This is a genomic window from Vibrio intestinalis (assembly GCF_025195085.2).
Taxonomy (GTDB): Bacteria; Pseudomonadota; Gammaproteobacteria; order Enterobacterales; family Vibrionaceae; genus Vibrio; species Vibrio intestinalis.
This window is the reverse complement of record NZ_JANAVY020000021.1, coordinates 1-25,921: the sequence shown is the minus strand read 5'-3', so window position 1 is coordinate 25,921 and position 25,921 is coordinate 1. Positions and strand designations below refer to the sequence as shown.

Sequence of the window (25,921 nt, the reverse complement as noted above, 5' to 3'; positions counted from 1 at the left end):
TTATTTTGCTGCACGCTGCTTTAGGAAGGCGTAGCTTAGACCCGTTACCGCAGTACCCGCTGCAATGGCTACCAAGTACATGAATACCGGCGTGATTGCATTTGGAATCAACAATACGAATAAACCGCCATGTGGCGCCATCAACTTAGCGCCTACAAGCATTGAAAGTGCGCCAGTTAAAGCACCGCCAGCCATACATGCAGGGATAACGCGCATAGGATCTTTTGCTGCGAATGGAATCGCACCTTCAGAGATAAAGCATAGACCTAGTACAAATGATGCTTTACCCGCTTCTTGCTCACCTTTTTCAAATTTGTCTTTAGCAAGGAAAGTGGCTAAACCCATACCTAGTGCAGGTACCATACCCGCAGCCATAATTGCAGCCATTGGCGCATAAGTTTGAGAAGCTAATAGACCAACACCGAATGTGTAAGCAGCTTTGTTGATAGGGCCACCTAAATCGAAGCACATCATTGCGCCAAGTACTACACCCAGTAATACCGCGTTCGCCGAGCCCATGTTATTCAGGAACTCAGTCATTGACGCCATAATGCCAGCAACAGGGCCACCGACAATGTAGATCATTACCAAGCCCGTGAATAAACTCGCGATAAACGGAATGATCAAAATCGGCTTAAGGGCTTCCATCGATTGTGGCAATTGCACTTTATCCGCGATGAACTTAGCGCTGTAACCCGCGATGAAACCAGCGGCAATACCACCTAAAAAGCCTGCGCCAGTAGAGCTAGCTAACATACCGCCAATTAAACCAGGTGCAAGACCTGGGCGGTCAGCGATAGAGAAAGCAATGAAACCCGCAAGAACCGGAATCATCAAAGCAAAAGCAGAGCCACCGCCGATAGTCATTAATGCAGCGGCTAAGGTGCCTTCTTGTTCGAACGCTTTAATACCGAATACAAAAGACAGCGCGATGATCAAACCACCGGCAACCACCACTGGTAGCATGTGAGAAACACCTGTCATGAGGTGCTTATACACGCCTTTTTTCTCTTCTGTTGCCGGTTGAGAGTCGGAAGAGCCTGCGCTAAATACGCTTGCTTGTTCAAAGGCGAGCGAAATCTCTTGCTGAGTTTTCTTTAGGGCTAATCCTGTACTGGTTTTGTATAAGCGTTTGCCATTAAAGCGCTCCAAAGGTACTTCAATATCAGCAGCGATGATGACAAGATCTGCTTGCTCAATATCTTGAGCGGTAAGCTGATTTTTTGCGCCAACTGAGCCGCGTGTTTCAACCTTGATTTGGTGGCCCATTGACGCTGCGTGTTCTTCTAATGCTTCTGCCGCCATGAAAGTGTGCGCAACACCAGTCGGGCAAGCGGTAATTGCAACAATGCGTTTTGCGCCTGACGTAGAGTTGACCGCAATTTCAGCAGGTGCAGAGCTTTGCGTCAGTGTTTCAGCTTCATTGTTGGCTTTTTCAATCACACTGTCCGCATCAGCAAGAACTTGGCTGATTTGAGCGCGGTAAACTTTTTTACCCAGGAAGCGCGTATCATCAACATCTGTACTAGCAGCGATAATTACTACATCAGATTGTTCAATTTGTTCAGAGTTAAGTGGCGTATGAGGGATGACACTCGATTGCGCTTCTACAAAAGCGGTATAGCCATTTTTGATGGCTGATTTTTCAAGTAATCCAGCAGCAATGGTGCTGTTGGCAACACCACTTGGACAAGCGGTAATAATCGCGATTTTCATAATGACGACCTTTTATTATTCGTTTAACGACGAAATTGGATTGGTATGTACTTGTTGTTGTAATGATTTCACTTGCTCTAAACTTTCGATTCCAACGCCGACTTGACTGACGGCTAGGGCAGAAAGCGCAGTAGCAAAGCTGATGAGCTGTTCTTTAGGCATTTGCTTCATGTGGCCATAACAAAGGCCAGCAACCAAGGTATCGCCAGCACCAACTGTGCTTACGACTGACATTTTTGGTGGTTGGGCGTGCAGCCATTCACCTTGATTAAGCCAAAGCACACCTTCAGCGCCCATAGAGACAACGATGTTCTCGATACCCGTTTCGACTAATGACTCCGCAGCAGATTGGCATGCTTGTTGAGACTCTAATGGCTGATTAACCAACTGAGCGAGTTCTTCGTCGTTGGGCTTAATTAACCAAGGTTTCGCTTTGATTCCGGTTTGAAGTGCTGCGCGGCTAGAGTCAAATAGGACTTTCTTGCCACGTTGTTGTAGCCGTGATACCCATGTTGCTGCGAGCTCAGGAGTGACTCCGTTTGGCAAGCTGCCAGCAAACACGAAGTATTCATGCTGGTCGCAAAGTACATCCAGCGTGGATTCAAACTTCTCGATATCGGATTGAGTAACGGTTACACCAGGGAAGTTGATATCGTTCACTGCGCCGCTTTTTTCCACTAACTTAACGTTAATGCGCGTTGAACCGACCACTCTGACAAATTGATCGTTCGCACCCATTTGGTTAAAGAGTTGGCAGAACATCTCTTGGTTGTCCTGACCTAGGAAACCAGTAACAGTGACCTCTGCGCCCAAATCGGACAATACCTTCGCTACGTTCACGCCTTTGCCTGCCGCATGAAGATCACTTTGCTCAACAAGGCTTACGCTGCCGAGGTTTAGTTGGTCAAGATGGCCAGTTAGATCCAGAGCAGGGTTTAATGTAATGGTGACAACTTTGTTGGTCATAGTTATTTCCTTACCCTTCACCAAGGCCAGATTGAATCGCTTGGCCAATCGCCTCTAATGCCGCCTGTGCATCGTGGCCATCGGCTGAAAATTCAAGTTTGTGGCCATGTTTTACGCCAAGTGCGATGACTTTCATTAAGCTCTTCGCATTTACTTGTTGGCTGTCAGTGTCAAGGTTTCGTACTGCAATGGCTGCATCAAACTTCTTCGCGCAAGCGACTAACATGGCACCTGGACGAGCGTGTAAACCATGCGCGTTCTTGATGGTAAAGGTTTGGCTGTTGCTGCTATCCGTTGGTTGACTTTCATCGGGGGTTGAATCGCCAAACATCGATAGTAATTGCAATACATTAAGGGTGTTCAATTTGCCAATTTCTCCATTACCGAGCATTTCTGTAATGGTTTTTAGCTGAGAGTGGTGAGCGCTATTACAAGCAGCAAAGCCAATCAGTGTGCGTACATCTTGTTGTTCATAGCGACATTGGTTGGCCGTAGTGACAAATGACATACCACTTTGTGAAACGCCTTTACTTGAACAAGCAAGCCATACGCCTTCGCCCAGATGAGTAGGGGATTGCGATACGAAATCAGCAACTAGTTCGCTGCTTGCACAACCGCTGTTTTTTAGAAGGCCAGCGGCCACGGCTGTCATTTGCACCATATCACTGGCAGGGAAGTCTAACTGAATTTGTGAGGCATCAAAGTTAATGCTGAGCTGAGTATTGCCTTCAAGTAGAGCGATGATTTCTTGTTCGTTCTTGGCATTTTTCAGAGCTTGTTCAACCCCATCAGCGGAAAGTACTTTGGTCAGTTGTTTTAGTATGCCCAAGTGCTCATCACTTTTCGCCGCGATACCAATAGCGAGGTAGACACGATTACCTTCACCCCAGTCAATACCGTTAGGGAAGTGGGCGATGGCAACGCCAGTCTTTTCAACTAAGTGGCGAGTGTCGGTCGTACCGTGAGGAATTGCGATACCGTTGCCAAGATATGTGGAGTTTTGCGCCTCACGGTTTTTCATACCTTGCACGTAATCTGCTTTTACTAAGCCGCGCTGAGTAAGTTGTTGTGCGAGAAAATCAATCGCTGACAACTTATCTGTGTGAGTTTGAGCAAGTGAAATATCTGTCGTGGTTAATGTAAGCATATTAGCCTCGAATTATTTGATTATTACGTTTAGCTGAATCGATTCAGCTAAAGTTTAAAAAAATTCAGCAAACCGATGCAGTGGTCTAAATTAGACAAAACTGTGATGTTGCTGATGTTTGCTGAATCCTTTCAGCTTTAATGCTGAATCGGTTCAGTCTATAATGCAAACATTCCAATGATCATAGTTCATAAACTTTGATCGAATGCACAGAAAGCACGAGCAGATATGACACTAGATGAAATAGCAAAATTGGCTGGAGTATCGAAAACAACCGCCAGTTATGTAATCAATGGCAAAGCGCAAAAGTACCGCATTAGTGAAAAAACGCAGAAGAAAGTGATGGTGGTAGTAGAGCAACACAATTACCGCCCAGATTTAGCCGCCAGCTCTCTACGCGTGGGGTCTAGCCGTTCATTTGGCTTGGTCATTCCAGATTTAGAAAACACCAGTTATGCGCGTTTGGCTAAATTGCTAGAGCAAAATTCCCGCAAAGCGGGCTATCAGATACTGATTGCTTGCTCAGATGATAATCCAGAAACCGAACAAGCTGTTGTTTCAGCTTTGGTTAGCCGCAAGATAGATGCGCTATTTGTCGCCAGTTGTCTCACCGATGCCAACGAGTTCTATTTTACCCTTCAGCAGAAGGGCACGCCTGTCGTAGCGATAGACCGTGCATTAGACGACGAGCTATTTTGCTGTGTAATCAGTGAGGACTTTAGTGGTGCTTACGAGTTAGCGGATTCTGTTTGTGGTGACAGTGTCACTAGGGTTGGGGTGATTGGAGCTTTGCCAGAGCTAAACGTATCAAAAGAGCGAGAGCTGGGCGTGAAGTCGGTGGCGACGCAGAAGCAAATAGAGATGATCGCAAGATATGGTGAGCATTTTAATCGAGAAGAAGGCCGTCGTCTGTTTAGCCAATGGGTTAATGAGGGCGACTTGCCGCAAGCCATCATTACGACGTCGTATACCTTGCTTGAAGGCGTACTGGATGTACTGTTAGAGCAGCCACATTTAATGGCAAAAATTAAATTAGCCACTTTTGGTGACAACCGACTGCTGGATTTTTTACCAATTAAGATCAATTCGATGCAGCAGCAGTTTGAGCTGATTGCAGACAGTGCATTAGCGCTGGCACTGAATGGCGCGGCGAAACGATATGAAGCAGGCATCGAGCTTGTGCCGCGTAAGATTGTGGTTCGTTAATTGGCACGTTAACTTGTGCTGGAATAGAAATGAAACAGCGCTGACAGTGAGTTGTCAGCGCTGTTTGAACTTAACGAATTGTTAGTGTTTAAACATTTGCACTTGTTTATGCAATCGCTTAGCGATTCCGCGTAAATCCTCAGATAGCGCGCGAGAGCTGTCAGCTTGATCAGATAGGCGGTTAGACACATCATTCGCTTGCTGGATGTTCATGCTCACTTCTTCCGTTACTGTGCGTTGTTCACTGGCCGCATTAGAAATCTGTGATGCCATATCTGAAATTTGCTGAATCGAAACGGCAATTTGTTCCAGAGCCGCGGTTGCATCGTTCGCGTCATCGACACTTGAAGCCGCTAATTGTTGGCTTTGCTGCATAGACTCAACTGCTTCTACGCTGTTTTTCTGCAAGCTTTCAATCATTTGGCGAATTTCTTCCGTAGAGCTGTGGGTGCGCTGTGAAAGTACGCGAACTTCATCTGCAACTACGGCAAAACCACGGCCTTGTTCGCCTGCGCGAGCTGCTTCAATAGCCGCATTAAGCGCTAGTAGGTTGGTTTGCTCAGCAATGTCGCTGATGGTAGAAAGAATGGTGTTGATATCAAGCGCGTTGCGCTCTAACTCGCCAATCACTTTGGCTGCGTTTTCTACTTGAACGGCAAGGTTAGTGATTGATTCTTGGTTGCGTACAATCACCTGTTTGCCTTTGTCACAATGATCGGTCGATTCAACTGCAGATTCTGCTGTCGCTTTCGCATTGTTCGCTACTTCTTCAGCAGTGGCCGACATTTCATGTACCGCCGTGGCAATTTGCGATACTTCATTGAGTTGAACTTGCAGCTCATCACTGATTTTTCGAGCCACTTTAGTGCTGACTTTCGATTGCTCATCAAGGCTATGGGACGAGTGAGAAATATCGCCAACCATCTCTTGCAGTTTCGCGATGAAGGCATTGACGTGAGTTGCCAAAATACCAATCTCGTCTTGAGATTTCACCTCGATTCGCTTGGTGAGGTCGCCATTTCCTGCCGATAGATCGGCAATCGAGTCAGATAAAGTGCCGAGTGGACTCAAGGCCTTTTTGATAATGAACAACGAGATTAAGGCAATCATTACCACTTGCAGTACACTCATGATGGTAGAGTCTTTGACAAGTTGACGGTGAGCTTGAAACGCATGTTCTTTATCAATCACAAGCGCTAAGTACCAATCAGTGTTCGGCACTGAGCGCGTAGTAATAAGTGAAGTAACGCCAGAAATTGAGGTCTCTTCTAACTCGGCCTTGTTGGATAGGCGCTCGATTAGAGTCATATTCAGGTCATTTGAAATCGCGCTAAGGTTCTTAAGCGTTAGGGACGAATCTTTATGAGCGACGATCTTACCTTTGCTGTTTACAAGGAAAGAGAATACTCCTTGTTCATCGAGGCTAACCACATCTGATACTAAAGCATCAATCACCACATCTGCGCCGAGTACGCCAGATTGTCCTTGAGTGTTAAATGGCTGAGCGATGGTAACCACCAGTTTACCAGTGCCCGCATCGAAGTAGGGCTCAGTAATGGCGACTCGGTTAGTTGTTTCCGCTTGTTGATACCAACTGCGAGTGCGTGGGTCAAAACCCTCAGGTACAGGAAGATCGACGCCTTGGACGAATCGGCCATCTGACAAACCAGCATATACAATTTGAAACTCACCTGCAGATGAGCTTTGCGCAAGGTAAGTGCGCGGATTATTGGAGTGGGTGAATGAGTTCGTCGCCGCAGACAGAATCGACACTTTTGATTCAATCCACTTATCCATTGCGGCAATATGCCCATCGACCAACGTCGTTCCATATTGAGTAATAGATCGCTTGGTTTCGCTAAGCATTTGGCGACCAGTAATGAATGTTTGGGCAGCCGTCATGACGAGGATTGCCAAAACAAAAGCCAAAGTAAGTTTATTTTTAATTGATAACACTGACATATACAACTGTTCCCCTATGTCTATTTGAGCGCGCGGAGAATAGCAGTGGTTTAGTGTTTTGACTTGTTACATTTTGCAATAATTAGATCTAGATTCATAATTTTTTTACTTTATAAAATAAAGCATATCTAATTATAACTATAGCGAATTAGGCGAGGTAAAAACTGCCAAAAAAGTTATTGGCAGTTTATCATGCTACAGGGGTTAGTACTGAAAACGTACCGACATAGAAATCTGTGGGCCGTATAAACCGTAGTTGCGAGTTTCTGCAGAAAGAGAAAGTTGTTCAGTAGAGTGGAAACGAAGACCCGCATGGAAAATTGAACGTTCATCAAGGCGACCAACTCGAGTCGTCGCCTCAATTTGATCCGCCAACCATAAGCGCAAACCGATGTTAATTTCAGCGGCGTTTTGACGATCGCGGTTCATTTCATCAGGAAAGGTTGTGCTGTGAAACAGAGCTTGACCAAATACATCCGCAAACTGGTTAAGAGGTCCGTTAAAGCCAACACCTGCTGCTAGGTCAACATCGCCAGAAAATTGGCTGTCAGCACGTGCGACAAAGTGAACGTTCTCCATTAGTAAGCCACTAAATTCAACGCCAGTAAACGTAGGGTCAACTGCCGTGCGGAACTCTAAGTAGTTGTAATTAAAATTATTACCAAACGCTTGAGGTACTAAAGCAAGTGTACTCAGTGCGCCTGCTAGGATTCGCTTTTTCAAAATGGATCTCCGGCCAACATCTATAACTAAAATGGCCTGCAATAAGCAAGCCATAATAGTTTACTGTTAAACCCAAGAGATTTACAGCACTTGAAGGTTATCCACATCAATTTCGGGGGTAGAGCCGCCTTCGTATTCACCGTATAGACGTAAACGCGTTGTCGCATTAATCGCTTGGTTTAGGCGGATGTCATCGTCAAGCTCAACTCGGATTTCTGCGTTACCATCGCTAAACACATAAGCTTCTTGGTTAATTTGCTTAACAAGGAAGCCTTCAACTACCACATTTTTCTCAGTAAACATGCTGGTGTCTTGTAGTAACGTTGCCACAGAAGTGATGTCTACAGGGCCTTGGTATTGAATTGGCTGTTGTTTATCACCGTGGCCGTTTGCCATTGCAATAGCAGGCGCTAGAGTAAGTACAGTTGCAAGCATCAATTTGTTCATAATGATTCCTTTATCATTGTTCTGGTTGATGATGCTATTAAACAACACTGCTTGTGAACCCTTGCTGAGCAAAGCGTTCATATTTGGTTCATTATCAACACTATTATCAGGGGCGTGCATGGCGTTAGATAACTAAACACGCTATCATCGCTTGAATATCAAGGATTCTCAGAAAGTTAGTCGAAATTATGCAATCCGCATTTAAAGCATTAATGGTTCAAGGCACGACTTCAGATGCCGGAAAAAGTGTTCTCGTGGCAGGTTTATGCCGTGTGCTTGCGCGTAAGGGTGTTTGTGTAGCGCCTTTTAAACCGCAAAACATGGCTCTTAACAGCTCTGTGACTCGTGATGGTGGCGAAATAGGGCGAGCGCAAGCTGTACAAGCGGCCGCGTGCAATATTGAGCCGTCAGTCCACATGAACCCAGTGCTGCTTAAGCCTAACTCGGATACTGGCGCACAGGTTATTTTGCAAGGCCGTGCGGTGACCAACATGGAAGCCACCAGCTATCATGACTACAAGCTTGTTGCCATGAACACGGTAATGGACTCGTTTTCAAAACTACAAAATGAATACGACTCAGTAATGATTGAAGGGGCAGGTAGCCCTGCGGAAATCAACCTACGTAAAAACGATATCGCCAATATGGGTTTTGCTGAAAAAGCAGACGTGCCGGTGATCATTGTGGCTGATATTGATCGTGGTGGTGTATTTGCTCACCTGTATGGCACATTAGCTTTGTTATCTGAATCTGAACAAAACCGTATTGCGGGCTTTGTAATTAATCGATTCAGAGGTGATATTGCCTTGCTGCAATCGGGGTTAGATTGGCTTGAAGAGAAAACAGGTAAGTCGGTTATTGGTGTATTGCCGTACTTGCATGGCTTCGATCTTGAAGCGGAAGATGCGATTAACAGTGAGCAAACTCAGCAAGGCGATGCCAAACTGGTAGTGGCCGTGCCTGTTCTAACGCGAATTAGCAACCACACCGATTTTGATGCACTACGCCAAAACCCTGATATTGATTTGCGCTACGTCGGCAAAGGCGAATCACTACAAGGCGCCGATGTGATTCTATTACCGGGGTCAAAATCTGTACGTGCTGATCTTGATTATTTACGCAGTCAAGGTTGGGATAAAGACATTGCTCGTCACCTTCGCTTTGGTGGTAAGTTAATGGGGATTTGTGGCGGTTATCAAATGTTAGGTAAGCGTATTGATGATCCTTTAGGTGTCGAGGGTAAACCAGGCAGCAGTGAAGGTTTGGGTTATCTTGACGTGACTACGCAGCTGACTGAGCACAAAGCACTGAACAATGTAAAAGGCACACTTAACCTTAATGGCTATTCATGCGCTGTTACTGGTTATGAAATTCACGTTGGTGTTAGTGACGTGCATCATTCGCAGCCTATCGAACTAGACACTGGTGCGCTTGACGGTGCTATTAGTGAGTGTGGGCAAATTTTCGGTACTTACTTACACGGCATTTTTGATACGCCTAAAGCACTAAGTTCACTGTGTGAATGGATGGGGCAACAGGGTATTGCCATGGTTGATCATCACGCTAATCAAGAAAAAGCAATCAATCGAATAGCTGATGCGATAGAACAGCATTTAAAACTCGACCTGCTTTGGCCTGAACTTAAGTAATACAAAGCGCAAGACAAAATAAAGATAATCAAACAGTGCTAATAATAGAGTACTTAATATGAAAATGACTCGCCTTATCTGTGCGGCTGCTTGCTTGTTGATAGCCTCACCTTCATATGCGCAGCAGACTGTTCGCGTTTATGCTGCGTCATCATTAACCAATGTGGTTAATGATCTTATTGATCATTACGAGCAGGGTGACACTAAAGTGATTCCCGTTTTTGGAGGGTCATCTTCATTGGCTCGCCAAATCGAACGTGGCGCGCCCGCCGATATCTACCTATCAGCCAATACCCGCTGGGTTGAACACCTAATCAAGCAGGGAGTTGCCCAACCATCTGATAGCCAGATAATTGCGCGAAATGAGTTAGTGTTAGCCAGTAACGTCCATAATCCAATTTCTATTGATGTTAAAAATTCACAAGCTTGGCTGAATGCCCTTAAAGATCATCGTTTAGCCTTAGGCCAAACTAATGCTGTTCCGGCAGGAATATACGCTAAGCAAGCGTTGCAATCTTTGGGTGTATGGCAAGCGGTAGAGCCGCATACCGCGCCGACGAATAATGTCCGTGTAGCACTTACCCTTTTAGAAAGGCAAGAAGTACCATTAGCCATTGTTTACGCGACCGATGCGAAGCAGTCCGACGATGTAAAGGTGGTACATACCTTTGCACAACAAAGCCATCAAGCCATTGAATACCCATTGGTGACTATTAAATACAGTAAAGCAGCTGACAAGTTTGTCGCCTATCTTTTAAGTGATGATGCTCAGCAAGTCTTTGCTGAATATGGATTTAAATAGGGACGGTTCATTGCTTTCTGAATACGAAATTCAAGCGCTATTGCTTAGTTTAAAAGTCTCTTTCTACGCCATTATTTGGCTGCTACCAATTGGGATTGCACTGGCATGGTTACTGGCTAGGAAGAACTTCCCCGGTAAATCGTTTCTCGATAGCGTGATTCATTTGCCTTTGGTTCTACCGCCAGTGGTGATTGGTTATTTGCTACTGATCATGATGGGTAGACAAGGATTTTTAGGCGCATGGCTTTATGAGCATTTTGACATTGTGTTTGCCTTTAATTGGAAGGGCGCCGTATTGGCCTGTATTGTCGTCGCGCTGCCATTGATGGTTAGGGCTATTCGTTTAAGCCTTGAGAATGTTGATCAAAAACTTGAGCAAGCCGCTGCGACACTTGGCGCTTCTCCGCTGCGCATTTTCATCACTATTACTTTGCCACTAACGATCCCTGGGATCATTAGTGGCATTATGCTCGCATTTGCGCGCAGCCTTGGTGAGTTTGGCGCAACAATTAGTTTTGTTTCTAACATTCCGGGTGAAACCCAAACCATACCGTTAGCCATGTACAGTTTTATTGAAACTCCGGGTTCAGAACTCGAAGCGGCGAGGCTTTGTGTTGTTTCAATCGTCATCGCTCTGAGCTCCTTGCTGGCATCTGAATGGATGGCGCGCCGCGTGACTCGTCGATTAGGGGCACGTCAATGAGTCAAATCCACATTCAGTATCAACAAACTCTAGGCGATAGCTCATTTAACATTGATGTGAGTGTTCCAGCTACGGGAATTACCGCAATCTTTGGCCGTTCCGGTGCAGGAAAAACCTCATTAATCAACGTAGTCGCTGGTTTAACGACACCGAAAAGCGGTTTAGTGAGTATTAATGAGCACGTTCTATATTGTTCAAACCAAGAAATCAATCTACCGACGCGCCAGCGTAAGGTGGGGTATGTATTTCAAGAAGCTCGATTGTTTCCTCACTATAAAGTGAAGGGCAACTTGTTGTATGGCGTGGTAGAGCAAGATGACCACTATTTTAAGCAAGTCACTGAATTACTTGCCCTAGAACCTTTGTTAGAACGTTACCCTACTGAGCTATCCGGCGGTGAAAAGCAAAGAGTGGCGATTGGCCGCGCTTTACTCTCTAAACCCGATGTACTCTTGATGGATGAACCTCTTGCATCACTTGATCTACCGCGCAAGCGTGAAGTGCTACCGTTTTTAGAGCATTTAGCGAATACAGTAAATATTCCTATTTTGTACGTGACCCACAGCTTGAATGAAATTGTTCGATTGGCGCAGCACCTTGTAGTGATTGAACAAGGCGAAGTGAAAGTGAGTGGCTCGATTGAAGAGGTATGGGCCTCAAACGCAATGCGTCCTTGGCAGTCATTCTCAGATCAAAGCTCTTTGTTTGAGGCAACCTTAGTTGAACAAATTGAAGAATACGCGTTATCAGGCTTATCTCTCGCAAAAGGAGTGATGCTTTGGGTACAAAAAGTGGAAGCGCCAGTTGGTAGCAAAGTTCGTCTTCAAGTGCGCTCGAATGATGTCTCTTTAACGCTTGAAAAGCCTAAGCGCACCTCTATCCGTAACGTGTTACCCGCAACTATCGTTGAGATGGAGACATTTCACTTTGGTCACAATAGGCAAAGTGTGTCGGTCAAACTTCTGTTAGCTGATGATTGCTACCTGTGGGCGACCATTACCGCGTGGGCGAGAGATGACCTCGAACTGCAAACTGGTATGAATATATACGCGCAAATCAAAGGCGTGAGTGTGACGCAGCGAGATATTGCTTTATCTCATTAATGTCATTGCTTTCAATACAAAAAATGCCGCTAGAAAGCGGCATTTTTCATTCAGTAAGCGTAGATTACTTTGTGAATACTTCAGTAAAATCACGCTTAAGAATTGGGTCGCGGCGAGCTTTTTTAAGCTGCTTAACCATGTCTTTCACACAGTTGTGTAGTACTTGGTCTAGTAGTTCTGCACGGTACTGCTCTTTTTGCTCGTCAGTCATATCTTGTGGGAGGTTTAATGTAGGGAATTCTTCCATTACATTAATGCCAGCGAAAGATTGGCTTACTGAAACAAGCGCGTGGAATTGCTCAAAGCTATCAAGAACGTTTTGCGCACTTTTAGGAAGCTCATCCCATGCTTCGCGAACTGCTTCTTCTGACACTTCATGGATTGACGTTACCATTTCGTACATTGCTTCAGGCACGCCATCAAATTCGATAACTTGGCGAAGTTCTGCAGAAACTGTTGCTAAATCAATTGGTTGTTTTTCTGTTTGAGTTTGGTCAGACATTGTCTCGATCTCTTTACTTGTTGTAAGCGCGATATCCTAATTTTTCTACGTAAAATGTCAACCTCAGTGGAGGAATTGCATAACCTAGAGTATGCTTATTAAACGGCTGATTTATAAGCGTATAAAGGACTAATTTTGCAAACTACGGGCACTCCAATGAAAATAATGCTGGTTGACGATGTACAGATGGAACGCATGCAGTTAGCTGTAAGGCTTAAGCAGCTCGGCCATAACGTTGAGATGGCGGCTTCAGGGCATGAAGCGCTTGAACGTTATAACGAGTTTGCTCCCGATCTGGTATTACTCGATATCACCATGCCAGATATGAATGGCTTTGAGGTTTCCAAAGAAATTCGCCGTCAATTTCCTGAGTGGATTCCCATCATTTTCTTGAGCTCTCACGATGCTCCCACAATGATAGCAGAAGCGATAGAGGCGGGTGGTGACGACTACCTCATTAAACCGGTGGATAAAATCGTCTTGCAAGCCAAATTGGTCGCGATGCAGCGTATCGCTTTTATGCGTCGTCAGCTTAATCAGAAAACCGCGGATCTAGCTCGGGTTAACCAAGAGCTTGAAAAGCTCGCGAGCGAGGATGGCTTAACCAAAGTGCGTAACCGTCGAGACACGGATAAGAAACTCCAAGAGATGATTTCCGTTCATGGTAGACATGAAATGCCTTTGAGCGTGATACTTATGGATGTAGACTACTTCAAATTGTTCAACGACAACTACGGCCATACTGAAGGTGATAAGTGCCTGATAGAAGTGGCTGGCGCGCTCAAAGAATTGTTTAGCCGTAATGGCGAGGTTGTAGGGCGTTACGGCGGCGAAGAGTTTGTGGTTTTGCTTGGTCATACTGATGAGGAACAAGCGAAGGAACACGCTGCACGTATCCAAACAACCATTGCTCAACTGGCTATCCGACATGAGCATAGCCAAGTTGCGGGTTGTGTGACGGTGTCACAAGGTGTAATTTGTTTGTATCCTTCTGGTCATGAAACACCTGAGTCCATGTACCAAAAAGCGGATACCGCGTTATACCAAGCTAAAAACCAAGGAAGAAATCGTTTTTTAATTTATCAGCCATCTATGGATTAAATGACTGATGCTGCATTAAGCAATGCTAATCCATGAATAGACAGACCAATCTGATCGCCGTGTTTGCTGCCTTACTCCCTTTGTCAGCAAACGCGCAAGGTTACAAAGAAGTACAAACCTATTTAGAACAAGCTTTCTCGGCTGCAATCGTAATGACCAATAGTGACGTTGTCACTCTTGGTGTGCATGATTTTGACCCTAATGAGTGGTTTAACCTTTCAAATGAAAACATTGGCTCACAAGAGTCGATTGAACTTCGCCAACAGTTCGCTGTTTCTGCCTTGCCGTATACCATCGATCTTAGTGATGAAGACGCAGTCCATAAATCGCAAATCTTCATGCGTTTATCAGCATTAATCTCGCGCCAAGATGTGGAAATATACGATGGCATTGAAGACGACTACCAACGCGAAACTGTCGCCGGTGGTTATCTTGCCTATCGATATCAATATAAAGCGAATGACAATTGGACCATTACGCCCGGATTGGGCCTACATCTGCAATATTTTCGCAACGACCACGATTATCGTAGCGATGTGACGAAACAGTATTTCCAACCGTTTCTCGATGGTTTGATGTTTAACACTAGCGCTTGGGCAGCAAGTGTAGAGCCTCATATCGAGTTCAAATATAACGAAGAGACAGAATGGGGCAGTTGGAATGCCTCTAGCTCATCACATTACTTTTATGGCCATGGGTGGGGAGACGCTAACTATGGTCAGGTTGGCAACCCAGAAGGTTGGTACATCGCGAACGGTGTTGAGGCTTTTTACAATGTGACCCGTTGGGGGAAGAGCGTTCAATCAATCTACTCGAGTCTACGTCGTATTGATTTAGGTGGGGATAGCGAGAACCCATTCGGTACTCACTATTACTATGAAACGTCAGTAGGTTGGCTAATGACGCCACCTTTTAAGTCAGATTGGATAGATAACATCGGTATCGGGCTTAACATCAACTACGGCAGTAAGTTGAAAGGCGGCAGTATCGTATTGTTCTTTAATCAGGATTAGGCGGCAACCACTCGGTTACGACCGCCTTTCTTCGCTTTGTAGAGCGCTTCATCCGCCGCTTTAATGATGTTTTCGACTTTGCGGTCTTCGCTGCTGTCACAAGCGCCGATGCTCACGGTTAATGAAACCGTCTTCGTTGCTTTGTTCTTACCGCGTTGTTTGCTGCCCGCTTTATCATCTTTAGGGCGAGAGGCGTTATTACGTACAACCATTTCATAAGAGGCGATGGACTCGCGTAACTCTTCAAGATATTCAAGCGCGTCATCCACGTACTTACCTTTGAATAGCACTGTGAATTCCTCACCACCATAACGGTAAACAGACGCTTTACCGCCCGTCTCAGTTAGCTTACTCGCCACCAGTTTTAATACGTCATCACCAGTGTCATGGCCATAGGTATCATTGAACGACTTAAAGTGGTCGATATCGAGCATAGCAATCGTAAACTTACGGCCTAGGTGTTTAAGATCGGATTCAAGCGCAAGGCGGCCAGGAATGTTGGTTAGACGGTCATTGAATGCAAGTTCGTAACTGGCTGACATCAAATACACCAACAGTAGAATACCGGAAACACTGAACAGGGTACTTGAGATGTATGCGACATCGAAAAAGATAAAGGTTGCTGATGCAGTCAACATCGCAGAGTAGATAATCGCATCAAGGATTAGATTGGCTTTTAATACACGAATTGCCGCGACAAGCGTTAATGAGCTTAGATAAAGTACAAGCAGGAAAGGCAAAAGCGAAATCTCTGTTACCGCTTGCAAGTAACTATCATTGACAGCGGAGAAGCCACCTTCGGCAAAGTGGGTCAGGATCAACTTGCTCCACAATCCCATGAGTGACAGCGTCACTACAAAAATAAGATAACCGCGGCTACGTAAGCTGTTGTCATTAAAGCAATAGACGATAAAACAACAGATAGGAAGCAAAATGCCAAGTAGGGAGAGCTCAAGTAGGGTTGTCCCTGTTGATAAAGGGCTTTGGAGGCGATGCTGCACCACCCAGTAAGCAACGAGCATAACGGTAGCGATCATCCCGCAGCGGCTTTGCTTAAATACATGGCTAAGCAAAATAACCGATGCAAAAAGTACGTAAGGCAAATTGGTGCTTACGCCGCTGTTGGCTTCAATCAGTGAAGTAACGTTATTAACCCCAAGGGCTATCATCAGTAACAACAACAGAGGGAACGTTAAACGAAACCAGCTCGTAGTTACTAAAGAGAATGACATGTACTAGGCCTTGACTACAGGAGAAAGTAAAAATTAAACCAGCTTGTAAGCATACTGTTATTTGATGATTTTCCAAGTCTTTTGCCGTGTTTGTGACTGAAAAGTGCGTTGTCACGTAAACAATTGATAATATTTGAGCGTCACGGATGATTCTTAACTAGGATTTCTTTAATCTAAGACGGTTGTTTTGGTATACACTTGAATAGTAACTGACTGAATTATTGTATATTTATAAATTATTGCTGGAGTGCAATGTATGCAGATTAGTGTCGATGTACATAACTATATGGAAACGTTAGTAGGGCAAGTTCTTGGTACTCCCGAATACACAGAGCATTTCGATCATGATCAGTTAGCTGATTTGGCTTGTCTTGCGCTGATTCAATTAAAGCCTGTCTACATAAGACACGATATCGACTTTCTTTCAACGCTCTCGGAAGAAAGGCTCGTGATGCTCAAGCAATATGCTGAAACCGCGGTAGAGGCAGCGAAAAGCATGATCATTGACGATCGACGCAAGAACCGACAAGATGAATTCCCTGTGATATTTAATAAGCCACGTTTTGATGAAGACGCTGAGCTTGAATGGTTTGAAAAGCCAATTTTGAAGAAAACAAATTAAAGGAGCTAGGGTGGGTTTATTCTCTCGCTTGTTTGGCGGCAACAAAGAAAAGCCGCAGCCTGTTGTTGAACCAGTCGAATACAAAGGCTTCTTGATCTATCAAGAAGCGATCAATGAATCCGGTCAATATCGCATTGCTGGCCGTATTGAAAAAGAAATCGATGGTGAGGTGAAAACACACCGTTTTATTCGTTCAGACGTATTATCTAGTCAATCCGATGCCGATGAATTTATGCTCAAAAAAGCGCAAATGTTCATCGATCAAATGGATGAGAAAATTTTCGATTAGATTCACCACAGCTTGACAGATGTCATAAATTTGAGAACCGTTAGCAGTTATGCTGATGGTTCTTTTTGTTTATGACAAACTGTAATTTACTGTTTTTTCTTCTATTTTTGCGATCTGGTTTGACCTCTGTTCACATCTAATACTGTTGTTTCATTTCAGTCAAAATTGCAAAATACACCATCACTTTCGGTTATATGTAATGAAATTTTGTGTTTTTATTACAAAATGCTTGTATTTCATACATCCGTTAGATAAAAACTGAATAATCATTGTGCCAATAGTCAAGGAATAGCTATGCAAATTGGTGTGCCAAAAGAAATACTCGCAGGTGAAACGCGAGTAGCTGCCTCTCCGAAATCGGTTGAGCAGCTAATTAAACTGGGCTTCGACGTGGTTGTCGAAACTCATGCAGGGGAGTTGGCAAGTTTTGACGACGCCTCTTTTGAAGCCGCAGGGGCGAAAGTTGTTTCTACTGAAGAGGTCTGGCAATCAGATATCATCTTCAAAGTAAACGCGCCTGTTATTGACGCTGAACAAGGCTCTGATGAGCTTGCTCTTATCAAAGAGGGAGCAACACTCGTTAGCTTTATTTGGCCAGCTCAGAATCCAGAGCTTATGGAGAAGCTTTCAAGCAAGAACATTAACGTACTTGCGATGGATGCTGTGCCGCGTATTTCACGTGCTCAAGCGCTTGATGCACTATCTTCGATGGCGAACATTGCCGGTTATCGCGCAGTGGTTGAAGCCGCACACGAATTTGGACGTTTCTTTACTGGTCAAATTACTGCTGCAGGTAAAGTACCACCTGCGAAAGTACTTATTGCTGGTGCTGGTGTTGCAGGTCTTGCCGCTATCGGCGCTGCGGGTAGCCTTGGCGCAATCGTTCGTGCGTTTGACGTTCGTCCTGAAGTAAAAGAACAAGTTCAGTCGATGGGCGCTGAATTCCTTGAAGTTGATTTCGAGGAGGATACAGGCGCTGGCGACGGCTATGCAAAAGAAATGTCAGATGAATTCAACAAAAAGGCAGAAGAGCTTTATGCAGCTCAAGCAAAAGATGTTGATATCATCGTAACAACGGCACTGATTCCTGGTCGTCCTGCACCTAAGCTAATTACCAAAGAAATGGTAGATAGCATGAAAGCGGGCAGTGTGATTGTTGACCTTGCAGCCGCAAACGGCGGTAACTGTGAATACACAGTCGCTGATCAAGTTGTGACGACTGCAAACGGCGTTAAAGTTGTCGGTTACACAGATATGGTTGGTCGTTTACCGACGCAATCTTCTCAGCTGTACGCAACTAACCTAGTTAACCTAATGAAACTGCTAAGCAAAGAGAAAGATGGCAACATCGATATCGATTTTGAAGATGTAGTTTTACGTGGTGTGACAGTAGTCAAAGAAGGCGAAGTCACTTGGCCTGCGCCACCGATTCAAGTTTCCGCTCAGCCTGAGCAAAAACCTGCCGAGACAGCAGCTCCAGCACCTAAAGTTGAAGAGCCAACTTCTCCAGTTAAAAAATACATCGGTATTGCAGCAGGTGTTGCCGCATTCGGTTGGGTTGCATCAGTTGCGCCAGCCGCATTCTTAGCGCACTTCACTGTATTCGTACTTGCTTGTGTTGTGGGTTACTACGTAGTTTGGAACGTAACACACGCGCTGCATACTCCGCTAATGTCGGTAACTAATGCGATTTCAGGCATCATCGTTGTCGGTGCTTTGCTTCAGATCGGCCAAGGAAATGGCGTCGTGACTTTCCTTGCGTTTATCGCGGTACTGATAGCGAGTATCAATATTTTCGGTGGTTTCACCGTCACCAAGCGTATGCTTGAAATGTTCCGTAAAGATAAATAGGAGTAACAAGGAATGTCTGCAGGACTAGTACAAGCAGCTTACATTGTTGCTGCTGTTTTCTTTATTCTCAGCCTAGCGGGTCTATCGAAGCAAGAATCTGCGCGAGCAGGTAACTACTACGGTATCATCGGTATGGCGATCGCGTTGATCGCGACGATCTTTAGCCCATCAGCGGAAGGTTTTGCTTGGGTTATCATTGCGATGGTTATCGGTGGTGGTATTGGTATCCACTACGCGAAGAAAGTTGAAATGACTGAAATGCCAGAGCTTGTTGCGATTCTGCACAGCTTCGTTGGTATGGCAGCCGTTTTGGTTGGCTTTAACAGCTACCTTGCGCCACCTGCGCCAGTATCTGTTGATCCAGCTGGTATCCACGCTGAACACGTGATCCACTTAATCGAAGTGTTCCTCGGTGTATTCATCGGTGCGGTAACCTTTACTGGTTCTATCGTAGCGTTTGGTAAGCTGCGCGGTATTATCAGCTCTTCTCCGCTGAATCTACCTCACAAGCATAAGATGAACCTAGCGGCGATCGTTATCTCAACTCTGCTTATGATCCATTTCGTTAAAGCAGACGGCAGCATGTTCGCATTGATCGTAATGACGCTGATTGCTTTCGCATTTGGTTACCATCTGGTTGCTTCAATCGGTGGTGCGGATATGCCAGTTGTCGTGTCAATGCTGAACTCATACTCAGGTTGGGCAGCAGCAGCAGCAGGTTTCATGCTAGCAAACGATCTATTGATCGTAACTGGTGCATTGGTTGGTTCGTCAGGTGCAATTCTGTCTTACATCATGTGTAAGGCGATGAACCGCTCATTTATCAGTGTAATCGCTGGTGGCTTCGGTCAAGAAGTAGTGGTATCTGGTGACGTTGAATACGGCGAGCACCGCGAAACTAACGCTGAAGACGTAGCCGATATGCTGAAGAATTCGAAGTCAGTAATCATCACACCGGGATACGGCATGGCGGTAGCTCAAGCGCAGTACCCAGTACATGAAATTACTGAGAAACTTCGCGCACAAGGTGTTGAAGTTCGCTTCGGTATTCACCCAGTAGCGGGTCGTCTACCTGGCCACATGAACGTTTTACTTGCTGAAGCTAAAGTCCCTTACGATATCGTGCTAGAAATGGACGAAATCAATGATGACCTTAGTGAAACAGATACGGTTCTTGTAATCGGTGCGAACGATACTGTTAACCCAGCCGCTCTTGAAGATCCAAACAGCCCAATCGCGGGTATGCCGGTGCTTGAAGTGTGGAATGCGAAAGACGTTATCGTATTCAAACGTTCAATGAACACAGGTTACGCGGGTGTACAAAACCCACTGTTCTTTAAAGAGAATACACAAATGTTGTTCGGTGATGCGAAAGATAGCGTAGACGCAATCGCGAAAGCTCTATAATTCAAACCGACCATTTAAAACTATTGAAGCCAGCAATGATTGCTGGCTTCTTTTGTTTGGCGCGTAACATAATTGACACTAACCTTACATTAATCGTGTCTATTTTTGCCATAATCAGGCAGTATTCTGGTAAATAATTGAACTGCTAAGACTTTGTTTTGATTCGACACTTCCTAAAACCGCTGCTGATTATCGTTGCTATGAGCCCTCTCAGCGCCAGTGCGGACTCATTACCAGAACGTATAGATAAATTCGTCAACCTATTCAAAATGGCTCAAGCCGATGTCACCTATGACATTCGAGTGTTGCAATCTGATTACCCAACTCGATTGCTTACGCCTGAGTCAATGCTGCCACAAACCTCAAATTACCCACTGAAAGACATTCAAAGACTCTACCGTCTCTCGGTATCTTGCACCGGAAAACTGCCTTTAAGTCCTTTAGTTACAGAGCCTTTGGTGTTCACCCGGGCAATGTGTAAAGGCAGTAAGCTAAGCCCGAAATGGTTTGCCAGAAGTAGCCTAGTTCATCCGGGTGGGGGAACTTACGCGAGCCGTTACATAGCAAGTCATCCTGATCAAGTCGGTGCGCTTGAGCAATACATGCACATCAAAGAACGTCCTTTGGAGTCGGAACAAACCTTACTTGGCCGTTTGCAACGCATGGATGAAGAGACCATCCTAGCGTTGATTTCCGGTGCAAGCATGTTCATTGAAAACGATGAGCTTTGGCTACGCAAAAACGATAACTACTATATTTACCCTGAAGATATTTGGGCAAAAAATGTAACAAAAGCCGGTTTAAGCTTAACCTTGGGCAGCAAGTCAAATACCTGCTTTGTTCAACGCGGTAATATTTGCTGGGATATTGAAGATCACGCTAATCTTTTAAGGATTGGTATGGTTGGTCTGGTTATCGCCAATATCTTACTGGTCATTGGTTGGTCTATTTACCGTTGGAATACCAAGCGTCAAGAAATGAAGAGTCGCATGTTGGTATTACAGATTTTAACCCATGAGCTTCGCACACCGATTGCGAGTCTCTCTTTAACTGTTGAAGGCTTTCGCCGAGAATTTGAACAACTTCCGGAAACGGTTTACGACGAATTTCGCCGATTGTGCGAAGATTCAAGGCGATTACGCCAATTAGCTGAAGCCAGTAAAGATTATTTGCAGTCTGATAACAAACCGCTAGCCACAGAATGGGTACCATCTATTGCAGAGTGGCTTGAGTTTAAGATCGAGGAAGAGTTTTGTAACCAACTGGAGTTGCACATAGATAATGATGTCGCAGCAAAACTGAATGTATACTGGCTTGGTACTTGTATCGACAATTTAATTCGTAACGCGGTGAAATACGGAATTAAGCCGATTAAACTAGATGTGAAGACATCTAAAAACAAAATTACGCTCAATGTTATTGACCAAGGGACTCTTACTCATAAAGATTGGAAACAACTAAGAAAACCTTTCGTGAGTAAAAGTGGTTTAGGTTTGGGCTTAACTATCGTTGATTCTATGGTCGGGAGAATGGGTGGCAAAATGACACTGATTGGTCCGCCGACAACGTTCATATTGGAGATACCTTGTGAAACAGACACTGCTTCTCGTTGAAGACGACAAAAATTTAGCTGACGGTCTACTTGTCAGCCTTGAACAAGCAGGTTACGAGTGCTTCCATTCAGAAACGATTGCTGATGTTGAGCAATACTGGGCTAAGGCTGATCTAGTTATCCTTGATCGCCAGCTGCCTGATGGTGACTCAGTAACACATCTGAGCCAATGGAAAGCGATCAAGGATGTTCCGGTGATTCTTCTCACCGCATTAATTACGGTTAAAGATAAAGTTGCAGGGTTAGACTCTGGCGCGAACGATTATCTTACCAAACCTTTTGCTGAAGCTGAGCTATTTGCTCGTATTCGTGCTCAACTGCGCTCACCAGAGCAGCAAGAGCAAGACGACAGCAAAGTAAAAACAGATAACTTATTGATTGATAAAAACACGCGTGAAGTTTTCTTCAACGAACAACTAGTCACCTTAACGCGCACAGAGTTTGATTTATTGTTGTTCTTGGCGAGCAACTTAGGACGCGTATTTACTCGTGACGAGTTACTCGATCACGTATGGGGCTACAACCATTTCCCAACCACGCGAACTGTTGATACCCACGTTCTGCAGCTGCGCCAAAAACTACCAGGCTTAGAGATTGAAACTTTGCGTGGTGTTGGCTATAAGATGAAGGCATGATCAAAAAAACATTAATACTTGCAGGTGCACTTTGTAGTGCGCCTGCTTTTTCTGATGGCGTTCCTTGGTTTAACAGCAATTCACCGTTAACCCAAACTCATAAGCACCTACTCAATGACGATTTGAATGCAATGTTCACATCGTTAGTGGAAGTGTGGCAACTAGAAGAAAATGTCACACTAAAGCCTCACCTCAATAACTTGTTGTTGCAATCGCTTGAAGTCGATTGCGGACGCGGTCTAGACAACAAGAGCTTTCCTGAATGGCTAAAATCGGTTGTCGTTAAGCGCACCGAAATTGAAAGCCCTGGCCGTGACGCTTATCGTGCGGTTGTCGAAATTCAATCAGCAAAAGATGTGGTAGATATTCGTCTTACTCGCTGGGTAGAGCGCGATATATCAAACGATACTGCTCTGAGTAAACTGAGTGAAAACGACGACACCGGTATCGGCACTTATATCAAGCGTTACAACATTAATAATCGTCTGCAAATGGGGCTATATCGAATCGACGTCGTCACCAAAGATGAAGAGTCTTGGAGTTCATGGCTTGTTTTAGGTGAACCTCAAGCAAACATGACGATCCGTTGGCAGTCAAAAGATCAATGGCTAGTTGAGCAAAACAGTTTACTCAACTCAAATTGCCCATTACCTAAGTTAACCGCATCTTTGTATGACTATGTTGATGGCACGTATAATAACGTGTGGAACGAGTCTTACGAGTCCGATTATCCAGACTCACTGCTGACTACGGATATAGAATCAGGCCGATATGTATTGGCAGTAAGTATGGTTCACCGACGCTGGCAGGGTAAGATTATCGTTGAGCAAGCCCAAATTATCAGTAAAACCTATGATGTTTCACTAGAGGAATAATTAAAGATAGGGGACAATAGGCCGATATAAGTTTTACCGGACACAAGACACGATATCGCTATGAAAACCGTTCTAAGATTATTACCACTCTCTATTGCCTTTGCAGCCACGCATGCTTCTGCAGCAAATTACGCGGTCGAAGCGCGCGGTGATGCTATGGGTGGCGTAGGTGTTGTCTCTGCTAACTTTCTAACTGCACCATTTTATAACCCTGCGCTGACGGCCATTTATCGTCGAAATGATGATATCGGCATGATTACGCCAAGCATTGGTTTTGAATATACAGACAGCGGCAGCTTTATCGATGGCCTCGATAGCACTAAAAACTTCATTAATAATCCGGGTAATGATGCTGAGTTAGCAAAAGCGCTTGATGCGCTAGATGCCGGCAGCCTTAACTTCGAACTTGGTGGTGTCGTTGCGTTTGCGATTCCCAACCAATATATAGCTGTCAATGCTTTCGGTAAGGCCTACACAGAATCATTCGCGACAGCAAATATCGACTCGACTACTGGTGATGCTTATCTAGATGCGGCGAATAGTACAGTAGAAGCGGTTTCGATTGGTGTAACCGAAGTCGGTATCTCTCTAGCGAAATACCAAACATTTCTTGGCCAACATATTTCTTTCGGTGTCAGCCCTAAACTGCAACGTGTTTACACATACCTCTATGAAGCCAGCCTTACCAATTACGATCTTAAAGATTTAAGAGATAATGGCACTGGCGAAACCATGTTTAACGTTGATGCTGGTTTCCTTTGGTTTCATGGCCCGTTCCGTATAGGCCTATCAGGCACTAACTTGATCGAACGTGATATCGAAACCAAAACCATCTACTCGACAGTGGATAATTCCGCGATTTCATACTCTTATAAGATGTCACCACAATACACCGTGGGTGCCGGTATTGTGGCGGATTACTTTACGCTAAGTGCTGATTACGATCTGAAGGAAGAAGAACGTTACAATGAGTTCGCGGACAACCGCCAAATGGTTCGAGTTGGTGCTGAACTTGATATTATGCGCCAGTTAAAACTCAGAGCAGGTTGGAACAAAAACTTAGCGTATGAAAATCTAGACGATACCGTAACAGTAGGTTTGGGTCTTTCACCGCTTAACTTATTCCAACTGGATGTAGGCGCGAGTTACACCAATGAAAACTCTATGGGCGCGTACATTAACTTCTTAACCAGTTACTAGAATTTTCGCAAGAATCGTAATATAGTCGGCTCCTAAATTTAGGAGCCTTTTTTATGTTTGATGATTTAAGCCTTAGCCATGACGAGCAACAAAAAGCCGTAGAACAAATTCAAAAGTTAATGGCGCAAGGGGTAAGTACTGCTGAAGCAATTAAAATTGTCGCGAGTCAAATCCGAGAGCAAGCGAACCAGCAAGACGACAAGTAATTCGTCACATTTCACAGCTAAATAGAGAAGGGCACATAGTGCTCTTTTTTTATGCCCCTCTAATGCACCATAACAGTCTCTATGCCTCTCATATACTGGCAAGCTCCTTTAAAACAAAAGTGACACTAGACAAAATTACAAAAGCATTTAATTAAAATCAAGTCCTTACAAGTATGCGTCAATTGGTATTTTATATTTATTTTCAATATCTTATCGCGATACATAATTCTGAGTGGTCAATATAGCTAATAGCGTTTGTAATTAAATTACAGGGCTGAAAGTTGTCGCATTAGACTCTGATTTTTGCTAGTGAATATCACTACCATGTTAGCCTGTCACATTTTTAGCGCCTAAACCGGTAATCGTCGAGTTGCATTTAACCACTCAAGGTGACAATGTCACTTACGTGGTGGTTATTTGTGGGCGTATTAACGGCGCTTAGATTGCCTGAGCAATTGTGGAGTCTATTCGCGTTAAGAAACATAGCTCGCGTCACACATAAGTAAGTTCTGGCTTATATGGTTAGTGTTGTTACAGTTAGTTTGCTAGCTCGACAAACTAACGCTTGAGAATTCATTGGGATTGGATATTTGACGTGCTTGAATTCGGTGTTCGAAACAATCGCTCAAAAACGAACGACACAAGTTAGGCTTAAAAGGAAAACACCGGAACAACGTGGGTTTAACTGCGATTAACGAGTTTTACTAATTGAAACCTACAGTAAAGATTTTCGCGCACAGCAAGCTTGGAAAACGATAGCAAAAAGTTTAATGGGTTCGGAATATCAATGGCTTGCGGTGGCAATTCAAGCCCCATCAGAGCCACTAGTTCAGTGCGTATTATCTGCAATGGATTATGTTGAGGGTTTGCCTCTGGCCTGAGTGCCACAAAGGGTGGGCGAATGAGTTGCTCATTCTCGGTGCTTGCACCGTAGATGCTAGGAAAGAGAATC

At 44.6% G+C, this 25,921-nt stretch carries 25 protein-coding genes; 16 read left to right on the top strand and 9 right to left on the bottom strand.

Annotated elements, in window-relative coordinates; genetic code table 11:
* Genes fruA through fruB form a run of 3 tightly spaced genes read right to left on the bottom strand, consistent with a single transcriptional unit; the run spans position 1 to position 3,829 of the window.
* Entirely contained in the window at positions 1 to 1,716 is a 1,716-nt protein-coding gene (fruA, locus tag MU515_RS18555) for a PTS fructose transporter subunit IIBC (protein WP_260261888.1), read from the bottom strand.
* A gap of 15 nt (positions 1,717 to 1,731) precedes the next feature.
* Complete coding sequence (gene pfkB, locus MU515_RS18550; protein ID WP_260261887.1) at positions 1,732 to 2,682, bottom strand: 1-phosphofructokinase; 951 nt, start codon at positions 2,680 to 2,682, stop codon at positions 1,732 to 1,734.
* A gap of 10 nt (positions 2,683 to 2,692) precedes the next feature.
* The gene (fruB, locus tag MU515_RS18545) at positions 2,693 to 3,829 is read right to left on the bottom strand and encodes a fused PTS fructose transporter subunit IIA/HPr protein (protein ID WP_260261886.1); all 1,137 of its coding nucleotides are present in this window, start codon (positions 3,827 to 3,829) and stop codon (positions 2,693 to 2,695) included.
* Between the two features lie 228 nt (positions 3,830 to 4,057).
* Between fruB and cra the strand changes: the two genes are divergently transcribed.
* Complete coding sequence (cra, locus tag MU515_RS18540; protein WP_260261885.1) at positions 4,058 to 5,035, top strand: catabolite repressor/activator; 978 nt, start codon at positions 4,058 to 4,060, stop codon at positions 5,033 to 5,035.
* A gap of 81 nt (positions 5,036 to 5,116) precedes the next feature.
* Here the strand turns inward: cra and MU515_RS18535 are convergent, their stop codons facing one another.
* From MU515_RS18535 to MU515_RS18525, 3 genes are all read right to left on the bottom strand, one after another.
* Positions 5,117 to 6,937 (bottom strand): methyl-accepting chemotaxis protein, encoded by a 1,821-nt coding sequence (locus MU515_RS18535; protein ID WP_260261884.1) that lies wholly within the window; start codon positions 6,935 to 6,937, stop codon positions 5,117 to 5,119.
* Between the two features lie 264 nt (positions 6,938 to 7,201).
* Positions 7,202 to 7,723, bottom strand: a complete 522-nt coding sequence (locus tag MU515_RS18530) for a hypothetical protein (protein ID WP_432816161.1) — start codon at positions 7,721 to 7,723, stop codon at positions 7,202 to 7,204.
* A gap of 78 nt (positions 7,724 to 7,801) precedes the next feature.
* Entirely contained in the window at positions 7,802 to 8,167 is a 366-nt protein-coding gene (locus tag MU515_RS18525; protein ID WP_260261882.1) for a YgiW/YdeI family stress tolerance OB fold protein, read from the bottom strand.
* Between the two features lie 188 nt (positions 8,168 to 8,355).
* Here MU515_RS18525 and MU515_RS18520 point away from each other — a divergent pair, with 188 nt between their 5' ends.
* Genes MU515_RS18520 through modC form a run of 4 tightly spaced genes read left to right on the top strand, consistent with a single transcriptional unit; the run spans position 8,356 to position 12,424 of the window.
* On the top strand, positions 8,356 to 9,816 hold the full coding sequence (locus MU515_RS18520) for a cobyric acid synthase (protein WP_260261881.1): 1,461 nt from the start codon (positions 8,356 to 8,358) through the stop codon (positions 9,814 to 9,816).
* A 58-nt stretch (positions 9,817 to 9,874) separates the two neighbouring features.
* A complete protein-coding gene (modA, locus tag MU515_RS18515; protein ID WP_260261880.1) occupies positions 9,875 to 10,618 on the top strand; it encodes a molybdate ABC transporter substrate-binding protein in 744 nt (247 codons plus the stop codon).
* Complete coding sequence (gene modB / locus MU515_RS18510; protein WP_260261879.1) at positions 10,605 to 11,321, top strand: molybdate ABC transporter permease subunit; 717 nt, start codon at positions 10,605 to 10,607, stop codon at positions 11,319 to 11,321. Before modA ends, modB begins: the two co-directional genes overlap by 14 nt.
* Positions 11,318 to 12,424: a molybdenum ABC transporter ATP-binding protein ModC gene (modC, locus tag MU515_RS18505; protein WP_260261878.1), complete on the top strand. Its 1,107-nt coding sequence runs from the start codon at positions 11,318 to 11,320 to the stop codon at positions 12,422 to 12,424. The genes modB and modC overlap by 4 nt, the downstream gene beginning before the upstream one ends.
* Positions 12,425 to 12,488: 64 nt before the next feature.
* Here modC and MU515_RS18500 read toward each other — a convergent pair whose 3' ends face one another.
* Positions 12,489 to 12,926, bottom strand: a complete 438-nt coding sequence (locus MU515_RS18500; RefSeq protein ID WP_260261877.1) for a DUF3069 domain-containing protein — start codon at positions 12,924 to 12,926, stop codon at positions 12,489 to 12,491.
* A 156-nt stretch (positions 12,927 to 13,082) separates the two neighbouring features.
* On the opposite strand from MU515_RS18500, the gene MU515_RS18495 reads away from it, so the two are divergent.
* Positions 13,083 to 14,027, top strand: a complete 945-nt coding sequence (locus tag MU515_RS18495; protein ID WP_260261876.1) for a GGDEF domain-containing response regulator — start codon at positions 13,083 to 13,085, stop codon at positions 14,025 to 14,027.
* A gap of 32 nt (positions 14,028 to 14,059) precedes the next feature.
* Positions 14,060 to 15,040: a Solitary outer membrane autotransporter beta-barrel domain gene (locus tag MU515_RS18490; RefSeq protein WP_260261875.1), complete on the top strand. Its 981-nt coding sequence runs from the start codon at positions 14,060 to 14,062 to the stop codon at positions 15,038 to 15,040.
* On the opposite strand, the gene MU515_RS18485 is transcribed toward MU515_RS18490, so the two are convergent.
* On the bottom strand, positions 15,037 to 16,272 hold the full coding sequence (locus MU515_RS18485; protein WP_260261874.1) for a GGDEF domain-containing protein: 1,236 nt from the start codon (positions 16,270 to 16,272) through the stop codon (positions 15,037 to 15,039). The two genes, MU515_RS18490 and MU515_RS18485, sit on opposite strands and share 4 nt — an antisense overlap.
* A 256-nt stretch (positions 16,273 to 16,528) precedes the next feature.
* On the opposite strand from MU515_RS18485, the gene MU515_RS18480 reads away from it, so the two are divergent.
* The 9 genes from MU515_RS18480 (at position 16,529) to MU515_RS18440 (ending at position 24,969) form a co-directional block, all read left to right on the top strand.
* Positions 16,529 to 16,894: a late competence development ComFB family protein gene (locus tag MU515_RS18480; protein WP_260261873.1), complete on the top strand. Its 366-nt coding sequence runs from the start codon at positions 16,529 to 16,531 to the stop codon at positions 16,892 to 16,894.
* Positions 16,895 to 16,904: 10 nt separating this feature from the next.
* Complete coding sequence (locus tag MU515_RS18475; protein WP_260261872.1) at positions 16,905 to 17,183, top strand: HlyU family transcriptional regulator; 279 nt, start codon at positions 16,905 to 16,907, stop codon at positions 17,181 to 17,183.
* 294 nt (positions 17,184 to 17,477) lie between these two features.
* On the top strand, positions 17,478 to 19,034 hold the full coding sequence (locus MU515_RS18470; protein ID WP_260261871.1) for a Re/Si-specific NAD(P)(+) transhydrogenase subunit alpha: 1,557 nt from the start codon (positions 17,478 to 17,480) through the stop codon (positions 19,032 to 19,034).
* A 12-nt stretch (positions 19,035 to 19,046) separates the two neighbouring features.
* A complete protein-coding gene (gene pntB, locus MU515_RS18465; RefSeq protein ID WP_260261870.1) occupies positions 19,047 to 20,441 on the top strand; it encodes a Re/Si-specific NAD(P)(+) transhydrogenase subunit beta in 1,395 nt (464 codons plus the stop codon).
* Between the two features lie 200 nt (positions 20,442 to 20,641).
* Positions 20,642 to 22,054 carry a sensor histidine kinase VxrA gene (vxrA, locus tag MU515_RS18460; protein WP_260261922.1) on the top strand — a complete coding sequence of 471 codons (1,413 nt, stop codon included), beginning with the start codon at positions 20,642 to 20,644 and terminating at the stop codon, positions 22,052 to 22,054.
* Positions 22,029 to 22,688, top strand: coding sequence for a response regulator transcription factor VxrB (vxrB, locus tag MU515_RS18455; RefSeq protein ID WP_260261869.1), 660 nt, complete (start codon positions 22,029 to 22,031; stop codon positions 22,686 to 22,688). Before vxrA ends, vxrB begins: the two co-directional genes overlap by 26 nt.
* Positions 22,685 to 23,563 (top strand): DUF2861 family protein, encoded by an 879-nt coding sequence (locus MU515_RS18450; RefSeq protein WP_260261868.1) that lies wholly within the window; start codon positions 22,685 to 22,687, stop codon positions 23,561 to 23,563. The genes vxrB and MU515_RS18450 overlap by 4 nt, the downstream gene beginning before the upstream one ends.
* A 60-nt stretch (positions 23,564 to 23,623) precedes the next feature.
* Complete coding sequence (locus MU515_RS18445; protein WP_260261867.1) at positions 23,624 to 24,763, top strand: conjugal transfer protein TraF; 1,140 nt, start codon at positions 23,624 to 23,626, stop codon at positions 24,761 to 24,763.
* A gap of 53 nt (positions 24,764 to 24,816) precedes the next feature.
* Positions 24,817 to 24,969, top strand: a complete 153-nt coding sequence (locus tag MU515_RS18440; RefSeq protein WP_260261866.1) for a YoaH family protein — start codon at positions 24,817 to 24,819, stop codon at positions 24,967 to 24,969.
* Positions 24,970 to 25,650: 681 nt separating this feature from the next.
* On the opposite strand, the gene MU515_RS18435 is transcribed toward MU515_RS18440, so the two are convergent.
* A partial coding sequence (locus MU515_RS18435) for a hypothetical protein (RefSeq protein WP_260261865.1) occupies positions 25,651 to 25,921 on the bottom strand: 271 nt, incomplete at its 5' end.

Bases quoted from the DNA above. Each gene is read 5' to 3' on its own strand.
- fruA (WP_260261888.1), bottom strand. From the start codon at position 1,716: ATGAAAATCGCGATTATTACCGCTTGTCCAAGTGGTGTTGCCAACAGC.
- pfkB (WP_260261887.1), bottom strand. From the start codon at position 2,682: ATGACCAACAAAGTTGTCACCATTACATTAAACCCTGCTCTGGATCTA.
- fruB (WP_260261886.1), bottom strand. From the start codon at position 3,829: ATGCTTACATTAACCACGACAGATATTTCACTTGCTCAAACTCACACA.
- cra (WP_260261885.1), top strand. From the start codon at position 4,058: ATGACACTAGATGAAATAGCAAAATTGGCTGGAGTATCGAAAACAACC.
- MU515_RS18535 (WP_260261884.1), bottom strand. From the start codon at position 6,937: ATGACGGCTGCCCAAACATTCATTACTGGTCGCCAAATGCTTAGCGAA.
- MU515_RS18525 (WP_260261882.1), bottom strand. From the start codon at position 8,167: ATGAACAAATTGATGCTTGCAACTGTACTTACTCTAGCGCCTGCTATT.
- MU515_RS18520 (WP_260261881.1), top strand. From the start codon at position 8,356: ATGCAATCCGCATTTAAAGCATTAATGGTTCAAGGCACGACTTCAGAT.
- modA (WP_260261880.1), top strand. From the start codon at position 9,875: ATGAAAATGACTCGCCTTATCTGTGCGGCTGCTTGCTTGTTGATAGCC.
- modB (WP_260261879.1), top strand. From the start codon at position 10,605: ATGGATTTAAATAGGGACGGTTCATTGCTTTCTGAATACGAAATTCAA.
- modC (WP_260261878.1), top strand. From the start codon at position 11,318: ATGAGTCAAATCCACATTCAGTATCAACAAACTCTAGGCGATAGCTCA.
- MU515_RS18500 (WP_260261877.1), bottom strand. From the start codon at position 12,926: ATGTCTGACCAAACTCAAACAGAAAAACAACCAATTGATTTAGCAACA.
- MU515_RS18495 (WP_260261876.1), top strand. From the start codon at position 13,083: ATGAAAATAATGCTGGTTGACGATGTACAGATGGAACGCATGCAGTTA.
- MU515_RS18490 (WP_260261875.1), top strand. From the start codon at position 14,060: ATGAATAGACAGACCAATCTGATCGCCGTGTTTGCTGCCTTACTCCCT.
- MU515_RS18485 (WP_260261874.1), bottom strand. From the start codon at position 16,272: ATGTCATTCTCTTTAGTAACTACGAGCTGGTTTCGTTTAACGTTCCCT.
- MU515_RS18480 (WP_260261873.1), top strand. From the start codon at position 16,529: ATGCAGATTAGTGTCGATGTACATAACTATATGGAAACGTTAGTAGGG.
- MU515_RS18470 (WP_260261871.1), top strand. From the start codon at position 17,478: ATGCAAATTGGTGTGCCAAAAGAAATACTCGCAGGTGAAACGCGAGTA.
- pntB (WP_260261870.1), top strand. From the start codon at position 19,047: ATGTCTGCAGGACTAGTACAAGCAGCTTACATTGTTGCTGCTGTTTTC.
- vxrA (WP_260261922.1), top strand. From the start codon at position 20,642: ATGAGCCCTCTCAGCGCCAGTGCGGACTCATTACCAGAACGTATAGAT.
- MU515_RS18450 (WP_260261868.1), top strand. From the start codon at position 22,685: ATGATCAAAAAAACATTAATACTTGCAGGTGCACTTTGTAGTGCGCCT.
- MU515_RS18445 (WP_260261867.1), top strand. From the start codon at position 23,624: ATGAAAACCGTTCTAAGATTATTACCACTCTCTATTGCCTTTGCAGCC.
- MU515_RS18440 (WP_260261866.1), top strand. From the start codon at position 24,817: ATGTTTGATGATTTAAGCCTTAGCCATGACGAGCAACAAAAAGCCGTA.